This window comes from Spiroplasma endosymbiont of Halictus nicosiae, assembly GCF_978018445.1.
In genome coordinates this window covers 1304000-1319680 of the sequence record NZ_OZ389573.1, presented here as the reverse complement: position 1 = coordinate 1319680, position 15681 = coordinate 1304000, and the positions used below count along the sequence as shown (strand labels likewise).

Genomic DNA, 15681 nt, shown 5'->3' with positions numbered 1-15681 from the left:
TCTATTTTAGATTGATCATCTATTAATAAATCTTGTTCTTTTGTTTCAAAAACCCATAAAAAGAGATCAATATAATATGGTTTTAATGGATCTCAAGCCTCATTTTTTTCCTTTATTTGTATCATGTTTAAATTTTGATATTTTTCAATAAATAGAATTATTAGGTTTCCATATAGCAAAATATCATTTATTATCCACTTGATTAAATGGTTTTTCTTGTGCTTTAATTTCTTTTCAATAATTTACTGGAATTGGTGGATTAGAACCAATAAAATCAAAATATAATGAATATATTTGTACTTGACAATCTGAAAAATAAAAATATCCTTCTTCTAATCTATTTGGTTTTGAAATTAGTTTGAAATAATAAGGAGAAAATAATTTAATATCATCATTATAACCTTTGTTAATAGCATATTTGCTATATGTGTAATTTGAAAGCATATAGATAATTTGTTTAAATATTTTAATAATTTTATCCTTAATAAGGGTTGGATTATCTAATTTTCAATTTTTAAATAAACCATCAATAACATTTTCGGGTTTTTGTCCTTCAAATTTTTGGCGTAATTCAGCCGCTTTATTAGTAGGATTACCTTTTTCATCGTATTTTACCCCTTGAAATTTACGGTCATAATTATAACGATATGTTAAATAATTCAATAAAACTTTATCTAAACCATTTTTATTTATTAAATCTAAAATATTTTTACCTTGAATATAGTTTTTTGCAATACTTCATGATAAAAAACTTTCGGTAAATCAATATTGAAATACTCTTAAATTAGGGTTTGTTTCAATTGGCATTGATAATAATGGTACTAAACTAGCATTTTCAATATTTGATGATGGATAAGAATAAAGACCATTGATATTGCCTCAACACTTAATATTTCCAAATAACATTGATTTAGGGTATTTAATTTCAATGAATGAATACTATTCTGATTTTTTCACTTAAAATCAGTTATTTTAACTAAGTGGGTAGATTTAATAATATCAATGCCATCAGGTCAATAAGGACGCTTATATTCTTCAATAATATAACATTCATTTTTATTGTTTTCGGTAATTGGTTCATTAATAAAAACTATTTTTAAGTCATAGGATTCTAAAAATTCTTTATCTTGTTTTGAAATATTATTGATTAAAATATCTTTTTCATCAATCATTACATAACTTGTGCTATTATCTTGGACTGTGGTGTTTTGTTGAATTTGTAATTTAAAATTAAAATCACTAATTTCATAACCAGTTATTTTAATATATTCATCTTTGTCAATAAAACCTATTTTAACGCTATTTTGAGAATAGTTTAAGGTTGGTTTTTGTTTTGTCTTAACAAGATTATTAATTTTATAAATATATAAGGTTCTTGCACGGTCTTCAGCAAATAATTGTTCTAAATCAGGGTCGCTGTACTGCGATTGACTAGCAAAATCTAACGGAATACTATCAATTGAATAGTCAATTGGTTCATCATTTTCTGCTAATTGTGCTAACATTTTTTCAGATGGTTTTAACATTATTCTTGTTCTCCTTCTCCATTAGGCATATTGATAATAGTTTAGTTGTTTTTTAATTGTCTGTTTAAAGTAGCATTTACTGGTAAGCGAACATCAACAATTAACTCGTCAATATTTTTAATATTGAATGTTCTACTGTTTAAAATAGCATTATCATATTTAATTAACTTAATAATAAATTCAGTTAATTTAATTTCTCTAATATATATCATTTGTTCGTATGATGCGTTTGTTTGAATATTTACTCCCGCAACTTCTGCCTGAGTTTGTTGTGCGCCCTTAGCAATTGCGGGAACATGATGTCGATTTATTTTATAGTAATTTGTTAATAATCAATCATATATTTTAGTTAATTGTTCACCTTTAAAATTACCAGCAATATAGTCTACTGGTTGAAAATTACTATCAGGGTCTCCTTCAACTAATAACAAGTCATTTTCAATAAATGATGCCAGCATTTTACTAATTTCTTGGTCAACCACACCAGTAACTCCATTAGTATTAATAGTAAATTTACCACTATTTAATAATGGATCTAACATTATCTTTTCAGCAATAATATCTAAAATACTAGCAAATTGTTTCCCATAACGAGCAGAAGGCTCAAAATTAGGGTTATTAGGAATAATTTGAATTGGAATAAAATTAAGTGGTAATATTTCTTCTCTTTGTAAAGTTGTATAGTTATTTCATTTACATCATCAATATATAAGTCGGTAATAGTACTATATAATCGTGTTTTTAACTTTCTAATAACTTTTACTTGTTTAGTTACAGCATCAATTTCTAATTTTTGAGTAATAAAAATATTCTGGTCATTTTTAAGATAAGGGTCATAATCAAAAGTGCAAGATACTAAATTACCTAATTCATCATACTGGTCATTGTAAAAATCAATAGTAATAAAATTAAGTTTTGAATTATTAGCAAAAATAAAATATGCACCTTTACCATTCTTATTAATTTTATATTTGTTATATAAATTCTTATTGGTAAAGTCCTGCATTTTTAAAAAGCTATTAATTAATTTAGTATCTATTTTTTGATTAGTAAGTGGATTATAAATGCTAATTTCTAAATCTCGCGGATTTAAAAAATTAGCATTATCTTGACAAATTCTTTTTTCTAAAATTTCATTATGTTTTTGAACAGTAACATTTTTACGATTAGTAATCGTTGATGCTAAATTAAGATAATAACTATCAATATCATATTCTTTTTTTAATTTCTTTTTTGCTGATAATAATCCCATTTATAACACCTCTTTATTTTGTATCTTCTTTTTTAATAACATATTCAATACTATCTTGTTTTTGTTGTTTGTTATGTGTTTTGATAAATCTAATTGTTTCAATAATCAAAACTATAATTCCAGCTCCGATAAGCATTGCTGAAACAATAACATATGCTGGTCAAGAAATACCTAATGTTTTTTCTCCTATAAAACAAATAATAATTCCTGCAATAAAAAAATGATGAAACTCCAAATATTTTCAAAAACATAATTACATCTTTAACTTCTACTTTTGGCATAATAACATCTCCTTTCTAATTTACCTTTTTTCTTTCAATAAACACAAATCCCAAAGGTCTAAATGTTGCTGGACCATTAACTCCAATATTAATCAATCCATCAGGATTAATAGATAATGCTAAACATGCACTATTAACACCTATTTGATCATATATAACACCTATTGTTTGTCTAAAACTATGCCTTGTTTGCAACATCCCTTGACTTTTTGAATCTCCTTTGATATTTTTTGAGGCTCAAATTCTATAAATATAATTTTCTTTATCAAAATTAGGAATATTATATCCTTTTTGACCAACTTTAAAATCACTAGTATCAATAATTTCTCAATCTGGAACTTTTGGTATAACAATTGATTTTTTTAATTCATCTAAAATTTCTTCTTTTATTTTTGCAAGTTTTTCATCTTTAATTTTTTCTATAACAAGTTTATCTAATAAAGCATCAACTTCTAATTGAATATAATATGTTTCTAAATCAATCATTGTTAAATCAATACCTTCTTCTTGAAAAGTATGAAACATTTTCTTTAAAGTTGTTAAATTAGCCAATGATTTTGCATAGGTAGGCAATAGACCTTGTCATGTTGCCATAGGGTCATTTTGTGAAGAATAATTAATATCACCAACACTCATATTTGCCGAAGTAAAAAACTCAATTGGAATACGGTTAAATGTTCAATGTTCAATCATAATAAACACCATATTAATACAAATTTTCTTTAATAATGGGTCTTTAAATGTTTCAAATTTTAGCTTTGAAAATGATATTTCAGAAAATCCTATTTATCAATTAGAAGCAAATTTTTTTAATTGATTATCATTAACAAATGAATTATAAACAAATAACATTCCTTCTCTTATTCCATCAGAAATTAAATTATCTGATGGTGAATATTGTAAATATTTAACTAATTTAATTGTTTCTAATGACAAAATAGAAGACTATTTAAATTATTTTTTTGAATGATATAAATTACTTTATTCTAAAATAGATTGAATTAATACAATCGAAGATTTAATTGATTATAGTATTAAAATAACTTTTGATAAAAAACTATTTAATTTAAATCAAATTGAAATATCAGGTATATGAGGTTATGGTAATTATGAAATTACAATTTTTACCGAAAAAGTACAAATTAATATTAATAATTTACAACTATTTAATAAAAATAATGAAAAATTATCATTAATTATATTAAAAATATAAAAAGTCATTTATTAAAATGACTTTTTATTATTGATTAACTTTTACATTACCGGTTTTATCAATAATTAAATTAGGTACATTAGTATCTTCTAAATTTCAACGATAAACTGCTTTAAAATTTTGTCCCTTATCTTCATTTCAAAAAATTCGTTCTATTTTACCTTCTGATTGATCATCTATTAATAAATCTTGTTCTTTTGTTTCAAAAACCCATAAAAAGAGATCAATATAATATGGTTTTAATGGATCTCAAGCCTCATTTTTTTCCTTTATTTGTATCATGTTTAAATTTTGATATTTTTCAATAAATAGAATTATTAGGTTTCTATATAGCAAAATATCATTTATTATTCACTTGATTAAATGGTTTTTCTTGTGGTGCTATTCATTCTAAAATACCATCGTTTGTTTTTATATTATTCTTTTCTTTTAAATCTGCTAATTCTTTTTCGCTATATTGTGGTTTATTACAAGCAACTAAATTTGTTGTACTTGTTCCAATTAAAGTGATTGTATTTAAAAGACTTAATATCTTTTTCATTATTATAATTCCTTTCGCTAAATCTTTTTACAATCACAATTATATATACAAGTACTATTTAAGAGTTTAAAAGGAAATTATTTAATTTATTATATGGAAAGGGTCAATCTGGGCTCGCGGTGATTTCCATAAGTTTTGCGAAAAATTACTTAAAGTTTAAAAAAACTTTTGCCGCGCTTTTCAAAATACTTGGGAAAAATTCTAAGCGTTAAGCGAAGAATTTTATAAAGGTTCCCAAATTTGTTTGAAAGAATCTCAAAAATTTTTTAATTTGTAAGTCATTTTATCACAAAAATTTAAGAAAATCAACCGCTCGCCCAATTCCTGCAAATGATTTTTATAGTCTTAATGATATAATTAAAGCATTTAAAGAAAGGAAGTATATTTAATTTTATGTATAAAAAAGGAAATAAAGTTAATGTTAAAATAACAAACATTATACCTTATGGTTCTTTTTGTAGAGCAGAAAAGGCTGATGGTTTAATTCATATTAGTGATATTTCAGATTACTTTGTTAGAGATATTAGAGATTTTTTGATGTTGGTGATGAAATTGAAGTTAAGATACTAGATTTTAATTCAGTTAGAAAACATCTTAAATTAAGTTATAAAAATTGTCATCCTGAACTATTGAAAAATGATGATGGTAATAAAATACAAGAAAAATCACCTAGTTTAGAAAAATCATTAAATACTAATTATTTAATAAATAAAAAGTAAATAAAATTTATAAATTTTAGAAGGTTTTTAAAACCTTTTTTATATTCCCATTTTAAAACGATATGGATAAGAACCATAAAACAAAGCATCATATGGGTCATGATACATTTTATTATCGGGTGTATTTGTTTTGGCATCACTAAATCTTAGTTCACTAATGCACTTATCTAAAAATGGGAAGTTATCTAATATGCCATATATTTTACCTTGAACAAACATTTTTTTATTCAGGTTACGCGATTGATTATACCTGCTTTTAAAAAGAGATGTCTGATGTTTTTTGGCTTTAAACATCTTAATTTTATAGCCTAAATAAGGGTAAATATCTTCTTGTAATTTTTGCATAAAGTCGTGTGCATTAATATCATAATGAAATGTAGCATATTCAAAACCATCAAATTTATCAAATGTATTAATTATTCATTGCCCGTAATGTTCAACTATTTCATTTAAATTCATTGCGTTTTTTGGTGTAACAACATTTTCTTCAATTAAATATTTATCATATTCATTATCTTCATTAATTTTATAACCACTAAATAAAAACACCGTGTGGTCTTCACTACCATTAGCATAATCCACACCAATTGAATAACTATTAAATTGATACTGTTTTGTATTGTAATTATAAAAATCTTGTAAATTATACTCTTTAATATATTTACGATAATTTCGTAAAACATAAATACTGGGGTCATTATCGTTATATTCAAATCCGTAGTATTCAAGTTCAAATAAATCAGGTCGCTCTTGTTTGTTTGTTAAAACAAGTTTTTTAGTAATATCAGGTATTTTATTTCAAACAGCACCCATTGTTAATCGTAAATTAAAAATACCCAAACCATTAAATGCTTGTTTGTTTTCTGAATATACTTGATTGTGTTCTTTTAAAATATTTTTAATTCTTTCATTTAAGGGTAAATATCAGGTTACAAATTTTTCATAAAAGACATGGTATTTATCAAAAGGATTAAAAGTAAATTGATTAGAATATGTTTTATGAAAATATGTTATTACTGTTATGTATTGTTTTGCTATGTTGTCTCATTCTTGAAATGTCCAAGATAATTCTTTTACTGGAATAGGATTATCTAAATTATATTGTTCATTATCATTTTCATCCGTGTATTTTTCATAAGATACTTTTAAGCTTTTTGATCTAAACATGGAAATTCGCAAATTATTATAACGTTTATCTAATTCTTTATCAGTTAAAATTTCTTTTTCTTTAGCATGTATCATTTCATCTGTTCACGCTGATATAATACCACTACCTTTACCAACTTTTCCCATAATTTTATTACCATTAGCATAATCCGCAAAAGCAATTCTCACACCACTAGGAAAAACAATTTCGCCACCTTCTTTAACATTTTTAGGTCAAACAATGCCATTTTCATTGTCGGGTCCTATATCAATCCTATATTTATCGTATAAATAATTACATACATTAATTGTATCGCCAAATGTAGTATCTTCATGGGTATTGGCATATCTTCGTAAAATGTTAGATGAAGCATCAGTAAAATTACAAGCAAAAAATAATTTTTCTGCTATGTGATTTCATGTCTTATTAGTACCACGCCCCGCTGAAACAAACTTAAAAAAAGTTGGTGAAGTAAAATATCGGGCATAACCTATCACCAACAAAGTCTTTAAATACTTCTCAATCAAAACCAAAATTATAGTCACTAAAATTCAAATCATATTTTTTATTTAAATATTTATAACTAGTAATCCGTTTTTTTTGTTATTAATTTTGGTAAAATCCTGCATTTTTAAAAAATGGAATTAAAACAAAATTTATTAGAAGATTATAAAAAAGATAAAATAATAGAAACAAACAATGAAACTAAAAATTTTTTGATTGAAAGAGATAATGAGATATTTAAATTATATTAACAAGGACAAATATTACAAGGATATAAGGTGATATCAAAATTGCCAAAAACAATTAAAACAGAATATGGAGATATTCCTATTAAAAGAAGATTATATGTTAAATATGATGAAAAAAAAAAAAAAAAAAGAAAATATAAATCGTTATCCTTTAGATGAAGAATTAGGTTTAAAAAAAATACGAAAGAATTGAAATAAATTTAAAAAATAAATATATGTCTTTTATAGGTGATGGAAAAAGATATAAAGATATTTTACATACAACAGAGAATGCAAATATTAGTGAAAGAACAATATCTAATATTTTTAAAAATGCCGATTTAGAAGAAACCGATTACATTAGTAATAAAAATAATAATAAAATTAAAATTCTAAATAATGTTTTATATATTCAAATTGACGGAGCTTTTGAACCAATGCGAGAAAATAAAAAAAATTGAAAATAAAATATTTCTTGCGACTATGCATGTTGGTGTTGATCAAGAAAAGTCAACAAAAACCAGAATAAAAATGAAAAAGAAAAAAGGAGTTTTTCAAATGATGAATAAAAATCATAAGAATAAAAATAATAAATTTAATATTGATAATTTTATTGATAAAATTTTTAAATCAATGGATACTTATGATATTAATTAAAATACTAAAATATTAATATTAAGTGATGGTAAAAAACAAATTAAAAAAATTTATAGAGCAGTAAAAGCAAAATATAAAAATAACACTGTATCATATAGTTTAGATAAATTTCATTTATCAAATAGATTTAAACAATTATTCCCAAATCGAAATAGAATCAAAATTCATAGAATAAAATATAAATTAGCAAAAATATATTTCTTTACTGGAAATTATAAATTATTATTAGATTTTTTAATATGTCATTTGCCATATGTTAATGGTAATAAAAAAATATTTTTATTAGAAACCATTGAATTAATTAAAAGTAATGAAGAAGGTATTGTAAATCAATCATTAGAATATAATATTGGTTGTCATGTTGAGGGTGATGTATCGCATTATATTAAGGCTGTTAAAGGGCGTGGCGTAAAAATATATTGTAAAGAAACATTTATCAATATGTTAATTGCTTCTATGTTAAGACTTAATAATCAAATTAATGATGAGAAAGTTGATAAAACTAATAAAAATAAAGAAAAGATTGAATTTAATATATTTAATTTAAATCAATTTCAAAATCAATTTTTATCTTTATAAAAAATAAAAAACCTTTTAAAATTAACAATAACTTTAAAAAGTATTTTTTAGTATGTCAAAATTCATAATTTTCTAAATTATTTTTTCAACTAAAAATTATATATTTAAAAAAAGTTGAATTTTTTATAAATTTTGTTATCATTTAGTCATAAGCGAAACTTAATTTGTTTCTAATTACTTAATTTTATTAAAAACCTAAGAATAATCAATACTACCAGATAAATGACATTAAAAAGTTTCTTTTTTAAAAATACTGGTTATTAATTATTTTAAGTTTAGATTATATTTAGGTTTTTATTTTTTATGATAGAATAATAAAGTATTATTTATAAAGAAATAAAATGTGAAAAAGAGGAGAAAAAATGAGGGACGAAATTAAAAAAGAAGAAAAAGTAGATAATTCCGATAGTTATAGCAATGAGGATAGTTTTGTAAATATTTATAAGTATGCGTTAAAAAAAGGAAATAGTTCATTTTATAAAACCTTTTTAATGGGTTTAGCCGCTGGTTTATTTATTGGATTTGGTTATATTGCTGCAATTACGGCAACAAAGGGAAATTGAGATAATATCCCAATTGGTTTAAAAAGTTTAGTATTTGGTCTTGTCTTTACTGTTGCAATTACAATGATTGTTTTTCTTGGGGGAGAAATGTTTACATCAAATTCTAAAGCATTGATTGTTGTTTTTAAAAAACAATTAAATGTTGGAAGATTTGTTAGTAATTTATTTATTGTTTTAAGTGGTAATTTCCTAGGTTGTTTAGTGATGGCTGGTTTAACAGCGTGAGGTGGTTTTTTAAATCATACGCCTGGTTCTGAAACTGATTTTTATAATAATGCGGTAATCTTAATTAATGGAAAATTAGAACACAAATGATGAGAAAACTTTGGGAGTGCCATTTTATGTAACTTTTTAGTTGCTGGTTCGATTTATGCTGCACATACAACTAAATCAGCCGTTGCTAAATTCTTTGTTGTAAATTTAATTATTATGGCTTTTGCAATTTCTGGATTTTCGCATGTAGTTGCTAATTCATATTTATGATTTTTACAACCATTTTTAAAAATTTTTGGAACAAGTGGTGGTTGAGCAGATTTTGGAAAATTTGCTTACAATGTTCAATTACCAACTTTAATTGGAAATTTCTTAAGTGGAGGAATTTTCTTACCATTTTTATATTATTTTATTTATCGAAAAGATGTAAAAGAAAAATTAACACTTTAATTGCTTTTGAAAAAAAGAAATGTTGTTACTTTAATAACATTTCTTTTTTAATTATTTTATTGTTTCAATGATATTATTAATTGGAAGATATTGATAATGGAGGGGAAAATGAGTAAAAATATTTATACAGTTAGTGAAATTAATTATTATTTAAAAACAATAATTGAACAAGAACAAAATTTAATTAATATTTCTCTACAAGGAGAAATTTCTAATATTACAAATCACTCTTCAGGACATGTTTATTTTACAATCAAAGATGAAAAAGCCCAAATTCGGGCAATTATGTTTGCATTTAATGCAAAAAACTTACAATTTAAATTAAAAGAAGGTTTAAAAATTATTGCAACAGGTTCTATTAAGGTATATGAGCCGCAAGGAACATATAGTTTACAAGTAGTTACTTTATCTTTGCAAGGTGTTGGTACTTTGTTTTTAAAATATGAAGCCTTAAAACAAAAATTAAGTAAAAAAGGTTGGTTTGATCAATCTTTAAAAAAACCAATTCCACGGTTTCCAAATAATATTGGTGTAATAACAGCTCCAACTGGTGCTGCCATTCGTGATATTATTACTACAATTCATCGCCGTTTTACCCAAGCAAACATTTATTTATTTCCAAGTTTAGTGCAAGGAAGTGAGGCAAAACATGATATTCGAGCAAAAATTAAGGCAGCACAGGCATTTACTCCGCAGCTTGATACATTAATTGTTGGTCGTGGTGGGGGCAGTATTGAAGATTTATGAGCTTTTAATGAACTTGAAGTTGTTGAAGCAATTTATCAAGCAACTATACCAGTTATTTCAGCTGTTGGTCATGAAATTGATTTTACTTTAGCTGATTTTGTTAGTGATTTACGAGCACCGACACCAACGGCGGCGGCTGAATTAGCAACACCTGATCAGAAAGAATTAGTTAATTATTTGCAACAACAATGCCGTCATTTAATTAATCTTATTAAAGGCAAAGTTGATAAGATGCAAGATAAACTAAGCGAATTAAAAAATAGTTATGTTTTAACAAAACCCCAAGCATTATATACACAATCTGAACATTCTTATCAATTATTATTAAAGCAGTTTAATGTTTTACAAGAAACATTCTTTATAGCAAATAAAAATATGATTCAAAATTATTATCAAAAATTAGTAAGAACAATTCAACAACAAATTTTAACAATTGAACATAATAAAAATAATTTAATAAGTAAATTAGACTTATTAAGTCCTTTAAAAACATTAATTCGTGGTTATAGTATTACTTACAATGAAAATAAAAATGTGATATCAGCAACCAATAATGTTCAGAATAATGATATAATAATGACACGTGTGCAAGATGGAATTATTCAATCAATTGTACAAGCAATTAATAAGGATGGTGAAAAAAATGACAAATAATAAATCATTTGAACAAATTTTAGAACAATTAAAGCAAATTGTTAATGATTTAGAAAATAATCAATTGCCATTAAATCAAGCAATTGATGCTTTTGAAACGGGCATTAAATTAACAAAATTAGCGGAAACTAAATTACAAGATATTAAAGATAAAGTCACTAAAATTGTTAAGGATAATAACCCAACTGATTTTAAAGTTGATGAAGAATAATTTATTATGGCAGGGCAAATTTTTGAACGTAGTGGCTGAGTTAAAAAAAATAATATTAAAATTTGGAAAAAATTGCATGAGTTAAAATTAAGTCGGGTGATTTTAAAAGATTTTAAAACTTTTGATGAAAAAGATATTTTAATTAAAAATTTTGTTTATTTATTACGATTAAATAATTTAGATGAGCAAGAATATTTTGATAGTATTATTTTAATTAAATTAGTTTTAATTTATTATCATATGCAATATATTCGTCATACCGGTGTAAAACGTGAACAAGAACAAATTTTAAAAGTAATTAAGAAATTAAAAAGCAAAATTTTTGTTAATTACCTCAATGATAATTATGAGCAAACAATTTTTGCAAATAATGACATTACAAATTTAAAAATTAAGATGTATTATAATTTTAATTTACTTTATAATTTTATTGCTAATGTTTTTTTTCAACCTTTTGTTAACCTTTCAAATCATGAATTATATTTTAATTATGGTTATTATCTTGTTTTTTTAATTAATTTAACAGTAATGAGAAAGTTATTAAAGGATAGTAGTAATGTTGAAATTTATAAAATAAAATTAGATGTAACAGCTTACTGTCATTATTTGATTGGAAAAATTACACCATTATATTTCAATAATTTTGTTCAACAAATTAATTATTTTTTACAAAAGTATTAAGTGGGGTTAAAAGATGAAATTACAAGATTATCAGCATGTATAGTGTAAACCAATTAGAACAAAACAACTCTTATTAAAGGGTTGTTTTTTTATTTGAAATAAAACAACTCCTAAAAGGAGGTAATGATAATTAAGCAACAAAAAATATGTGATGTTAATGATTGTTATAAAGTAATATCATTCATTACCGAAGAATTTTTATCAAATAAAGTTTTATGAACTTGTGAAAAACATAAAGATTTATTGAATAAAGTAAAAGATAAAACACAAAAGCGGTTTTATAAACGTTTAGAAAATTCAAAAATTATCTTTGATTGAGAAACTGGGTTTTTAAAACTTAAATTTTACAAAACAACTTAATGCAGAGTGGGACGGTTATTTTAAATAACTAAGTGCTTCCATAAGAACATGAGTTTATACTCATTCTCACAGCCAGCCGAGGCGAGTACTGAAACAGTGTATGAGGAAATATGTAAATCGACGCTGGTTCATTAGAACTAAGCGATAGTCGTGATGTGTCCAAGGCTAACATCAAACGACAATAAATATTGAGATGGTGACACAAACAATTAAATTTGCGTTTAGCATTCGGTCCTTTGCGTGGGTGCGAGTAAATTTAATTTCAAAAACTGAGCGTCAAATCCCAGAGTGAAAGCACAAATGGGCACGGATAAAGGAAGACATATATATGTCTGGCGTCAATATTAAAAAAACAACTGTGTATTATTAAACATTCAAATAATTAACATACCGCCACCGCTCACCCCCCAGTGAAGCGGATGGCGTAGTAAATAAAAAGATAAATACTTATATAACTAATTCTCGCTGGCACTTTCACTTGGGAGTGAGTGCCAGCGAGTTAAAACTAGAAGGAATTATAATGACAGAATATAAAAGTAAATATATTAATAAAACTTGGAATGAAATAACAACATCATTTGATTGAGTTAATTGTCAGCCTATTAATTGTCGTATTTCACATCATAAAAATCATTATGATTTACAATGTTTAGAATGAGCCAAAATGTATTTAAATTTATTTAAAAATAGATGAGATGTTATTGTTTCTTATATGCAACATTACAAAATTAACGATATTTTAGATTTAGTATCAGATGGTTGAAGAATATTACAAATTGACCAAAAAATTAAAGGATAATTTAGGAGGTTTATATGAAAAAGTTAAATAAAAAACCTTTAAAGTTTTTAAGTAAAAAGCAATTACATAAGAAAAAAATTGAGCGTGCTAATGAAAGAACAAGAATAGAAAATAGTAAGGAATTAAATAAATATGAAAAAGTTAAATGAAACTTGTATTAAAAAAAGATATTGAGGTTGTAGTCCAGTATCATTTGAAGATATGACTGATGAGCATTGAGCATTAGGAAAACAAAATTAGGAGAAACTAACCTATGAAATGTCAAAAAATTAATTGTAATAATAAAAATGATTATTTTCGAAATAATTATATTGAAAAAATTGGTAATAAATTAGAGTGAAATTTAGGTTATAAAAAAGAAATTATATTATGTGAAGAACATTGATTAAAAATTTATCAATTAGAAAATTTAATTGTAAATAAAAAGAATTCGGAGGAATAAATTATGACTAAAAGATACTTATTAATTATTAAAAATGAATATTTAACTACATATTCATTTTATACTTTTGAAGAAGCAAAAATAACTGCTAAAAATGAAAAGTATTATCCAACAGTAATTATTGATTTAGAAAATGAAAATATTAAATGAAAAGGATATGAATAATATGTGAAAAGATGAAGATGATAAGGTTTATACCGAAGAAGATTTATTTAATGAAGCATTAGAAGAATGTCATTCAGAAGAAAGTGCTTATGAATATATTGATACTTTAATTGAAGAAAAGAATTTGGAGGAACTTTAAAATGACTATAACAGAATCAATTAAATTTGACAAACTAAAAGAAGAAAATAAAACACTTAAAAAAACTTGCTGAAAAAGATAAAAAAAATGATCAACAACAATTATATAAAGAAGATTTTTACAAAAATCCATATTCAACAGGTTCTATCGATTGAATATTAGTTGACAGTTCAAAATATGACAAATTACTTAGTAAGGAGGATAAATAATGAGTGATATTGTAAAAAATGCAGTAAATAATATTACATTTCCGTTTTATATAAAAGGTTCTGATTTTAAAGAATTAAGTTTAAAAGCATTAACAATTAAAAAATGAATTGATGAAAATTGACAAGAATTAGCAGAATTTATATATCGACAACAAGCTTGATTAATAAATGGAGAATATAAATCACAATCATTAAAAGATTTAAAATTAGTAGTTTCAAAAATTGATTATATTTTTAGAGAACCATTAGAATTAATAAAAAATTTTAAAGATGAATTAAATTTTATTAGAAAAGATATTTTGAATTTAGAAAATAATATTAAAAGTAATCATGATTCTTTTAAAAATAGTGTTATTAATATTCAATTTCAAAAACAAAATGAAATTATTGAAAATCATAAAAAAGAACAATTTTTAGAAATTAAAAGTATAGCAAAACAAGTGCAAGAATTAAAAATTATTATTAGTAATTTTCGTAAAGAAAAATTATTAGTTAAAGATATTGAAATAATTGGAATTGATGATGATTTTGTAGAAAATGCTAATCAATATGAATTAAAACAACTAATTAAATATTTAATTGTTGATGAAAAGTTAGTTAAAAACATAATTAAAGCACAATGAGATATAAATACAGAAAATAAAGTAATTGGTATTAAAGGAATAAATATTCAAATTAAAGGAGTGAAATAAAATGGCAAATATAGTAGAATTTTTAAGAACAGATGTAGCAAATGATTGAATTAAAAGTAAATTTTCAAATGAAAATGAAATTGTAAGATTTAAAAGTAATTTGATAGCAATAACAAATAGTAATGAATTGTTACAAAAAGCAGATCCAAAAACAATTATGACTGCTTGTTATCAAGGAGTATTATTAAACTTACCGATGGAAAAACAATTTGGATATGCTTATGTAGTTCTATATAATACTAAAATAACAAGAATTATTAATGGTCGCAAAATACAAGAATGAGTTATTCAAGCACAATTTCAAATGGGTTATAAAGGTTATATTCAATTAGCCCAAAGAAGCGGTCAATATTTAGATATGTCAGTATTTGATGTCAAAGATGGTGAATTAATAAATTATGATCGTTTAAAAGGAACTAGTTTTAATTGAATACAAAATAAAGATGAACAAGAAAAATTACCAATTATAGGTTATGCAGCATATTTTAAAATGGTTAATGGTTTTGAAAAAACTTTATATATGACAAGAGAACAAATGGAAAATAATTTTATGAAATATTCTAAAACTTATGCTAAAAATAAAAAGTTTATAATTGCTACTTTTGATGAAATGGCATTAAAAACAGTATTAAAATCATTATTAAGAAAATGAGATATTATGTCAGTTGAATTACAACAAGCATATAAATCAGATTAAGCAGTTATTACAA

General features: G+C 23.9%; 25 protein-coding genes. 15 read left to right on the top strand and 10 right to left on the bottom strand.

What is annotated here, in order from left to right; genetic code table 4:
- Positions 1–6 precede the first annotated feature (6 nt).
- The 9 genes from ACZ91P_RS09170 to ACZ91P_RS09130 form a co-directional block, all read right to left on the bottom strand.
- A complete protein-coding gene (locus ACZ91P_RS09170) occupies positions 7–906 on the bottom strand; it encodes a hypothetical protein (protein WP_465155277.1) in 900 nt (299 codons plus the stop codon).
- Positions 822–1526 carry a hypothetical protein gene (locus ACZ91P_RS09165; protein ID WP_465155275.1) on the bottom strand — a complete coding sequence of 235 codons (705 nt, stop codon included), beginning with the start codon at positions 1524–1526 and terminating at the stop codon, positions 822–824. Before ACZ91P_RS09165 ends, ACZ91P_RS09170 begins: the two co-directional genes overlap by 85 nt.
- A 41-nt stretch (positions 1527–1567) precedes the next feature.
- Positions 1568–2068: a hypothetical protein gene (locus ACZ91P_RS09160; RefSeq protein ID WP_465155273.1), complete on the bottom strand. Its 501-nt coding sequence runs from the start codon at positions 2066–2068 to the stop codon at positions 1568–1570.
- 20 nt (positions 2069–2088) lie between these two features.
- Positions 2089–2778 carry a hypothetical protein gene (locus ACZ91P_RS09155; RefSeq protein ID WP_465155271.1) on the bottom strand — a complete coding sequence of 230 codons (690 nt, stop codon included), beginning with the start codon at positions 2776–2778 and terminating at the stop codon, positions 2089–2091.
- Between the two features lie 13 nt (positions 2779–2791).
- Complete coding sequence (locus ACZ91P_RS09150) at positions 2792–3013, bottom strand: hypothetical protein (protein ID WP_465155269.1); 222 nt, start codon at positions 3011–3013, stop codon at positions 2792–2794.
- A 61-nt stretch (positions 3014–3074) separates the two neighbouring features.
- Complete coding sequence (locus tag ACZ91P_RS09145; protein ID WP_465155267.1) at positions 3075–3752, bottom strand: hypothetical protein; 678 nt, start codon at positions 3750–3752, stop codon at positions 3075–3077.
- A gap of 93 nt (positions 3753–3845) precedes the next feature.
- Positions 3846–3995 (bottom strand): hypothetical protein, encoded by a 150-nt coding sequence (locus ACZ91P_RS09140; RefSeq protein ID WP_465155265.1) that lies wholly within the window; start codon positions 3993–3995, stop codon positions 3846–3848.
- 304 nt (positions 3996–4299) lie between these two features.
- A complete protein-coding gene (locus ACZ91P_RS09135) occupies positions 4300–4554 on the bottom strand; it encodes a hypothetical protein (protein ID WP_465155263.1) in 255 nt (84 codons plus the stop codon).
- Positions 4555–4597: 43 nt separating this feature from the next.
- The gene (locus tag ACZ91P_RS09130; protein ID WP_465155261.1) at positions 4598–4813 is read right to left on the bottom strand and encodes a lipoprotein; all 216 of its coding nucleotides are present in this window, start codon (positions 4811–4813) and stop codon (positions 4598–4600) included.
- A gap of 393 nt (positions 4814–5206) precedes the next feature.
- On the opposite strand from ACZ91P_RS09130, the gene ACZ91P_RS09125 reads away from it, so the two are divergent.
- Complete coding sequence (locus tag ACZ91P_RS09125; RefSeq protein ID WP_465155259.1) at positions 5207–5383, top strand: S1 RNA-binding domain-containing protein; 177 nt, start codon at positions 5207–5209, stop codon at positions 5381–5383.
- A gap of 188 nt (positions 5384–5571) precedes the next feature.
- Here the strand turns inward: ACZ91P_RS09125 and ACZ91P_RS09120 are convergent, their stop codons facing one another.
- Positions 5572–7182 (bottom strand): hypothetical protein, encoded by a 1611-nt coding sequence (locus ACZ91P_RS09120; RefSeq protein WP_465155257.1) that lies wholly within the window; start codon positions 7180–7182, stop codon positions 5572–5574.
- Between the two features lie 464 nt (positions 7183–7646).
- On the opposite strand from ACZ91P_RS09120, the gene ACZ91P_RS09115 reads away from it, so the two are divergent.
- From ACZ91P_RS09115 to ACZ91P_RS09050, 14 genes are all read left to right on the top strand, one after another.
- Complete coding sequence (locus ACZ91P_RS09115; protein ID WP_465155256.1) at positions 7647–7877, top strand: hypothetical protein; 231 nt, start codon at positions 7647–7649, stop codon at positions 7875–7877.
- Positions 7878–8313: 436 nt separating this feature from the next.
- The gene (locus ACZ91P_RS09110; protein ID WP_465155254.1) at positions 8314–8646 is read left to right on the top strand and encodes a hypothetical protein; all 333 of its coding nucleotides are present in this window, start codon (positions 8314–8316) and stop codon (positions 8644–8646) included.
- Between the two features lie 362 nt (positions 8647–9008).
- A complete protein-coding gene (locus tag ACZ91P_RS09105) occupies positions 9009–9872 on the top strand; it encodes a formate/nitrite transporter family protein (protein WP_338988684.1) in 864 nt (287 codons plus the stop codon).
- A 108-nt stretch (positions 9873–9980) separates the two neighbouring features.
- Positions 9981–11273 (top strand): exodeoxyribonuclease VII large subunit, encoded by a 1293-nt coding sequence (xseA, locus tag ACZ91P_RS09100; RefSeq protein WP_465155252.1) that lies wholly within the window; start codon positions 9981–9983, stop codon positions 11271–11273.
- Positions 11263–11484, top strand: coding sequence for an exodeoxyribonuclease VII small subunit (gene xseB / locus ACZ91P_RS09095; protein ID WP_465155250.1), 222 nt, complete (start codon positions 11263–11265; stop codon positions 11482–11484). Before xseA ends, xseB begins: the two co-directional genes overlap by 11 nt.
- A 6-nt stretch (positions 11485–11490) precedes the next feature.
- On the top strand, positions 11491–12165 hold the full coding sequence (locus ACZ91P_RS09090; RefSeq protein ID WP_465155248.1) for a hypothetical protein: 675 nt from the start codon (positions 11491–11493) through the stop codon (positions 12163–12165).
- Between the two features lie 123 nt (positions 12166–12288).
- Positions 12289–12525: a hypothetical protein gene (locus ACZ91P_RS09085; RefSeq protein ID WP_338989369.1), complete on the top strand. Its 237-nt coding sequence runs from the start codon at positions 12289–12291 to the stop codon at positions 12523–12525.
- 520 nt (positions 12526–13045) lie between these two features.
- Positions 13046–13324 (top strand): hypothetical protein, encoded by a 279-nt coding sequence (locus ACZ91P_RS09080; protein ID WP_465155246.1) that lies wholly within the window; start codon positions 13046–13048, stop codon positions 13322–13324.
- A gap of 14 nt (positions 13325–13338) precedes the next feature.
- On the top strand, positions 13339–13485 hold the full coding sequence (locus tag ACZ91P_RS09075; protein ID WP_465155244.1) for a hypothetical protein: 147 nt from the start codon (positions 13339–13341) through the stop codon (positions 13483–13485).
- Positions 13486–13577: 92 nt separating this feature from the next.
- The gene (locus ACZ91P_RS09070) at positions 13578–13766 is read left to right on the top strand and encodes a hypothetical protein (RefSeq protein ID WP_465155242.1); all 189 of its coding nucleotides are present in this window, start codon (positions 13578–13580) and stop codon (positions 13764–13766) included.
- A gap of 3 nt (positions 13767–13769) precedes the next feature.
- A complete protein-coding gene (locus ACZ91P_RS09065) occupies positions 13770–13931 on the top strand; it encodes a hypothetical protein (protein ID WP_465155240.1) in 162 nt (53 codons plus the stop codon).
- 1 nt (position 13932) lies between these two features.
- Positions 13933–14070, top strand: coding sequence for a hypothetical protein (locus ACZ91P_RS09060; protein WP_465155238.1), 138 nt, complete (start codon positions 13933–13935; stop codon positions 14068–14070).
- Between the two features lie 208 nt (positions 14071–14278).
- Positions 14279–14971: a hypothetical protein gene (locus ACZ91P_RS09055; RefSeq protein ID WP_465155236.1), complete on the top strand. Its 693-nt coding sequence runs from the start codon at positions 14279–14281 to the stop codon at positions 14969–14971.
- A gap of 1 nt (position 14972) precedes the next feature.
- Positions 14973–15668 carry a recombinase RecT gene (locus ACZ91P_RS09050; protein ID WP_465155234.1) on the top strand — a complete coding sequence of 232 codons (696 nt, stop codon included), beginning with the start codon at positions 14973–14975 and terminating at the stop codon, positions 15666–15668.
- The last annotated feature ends 13 nt before the right edge of the window (positions 15669–15681 follow it).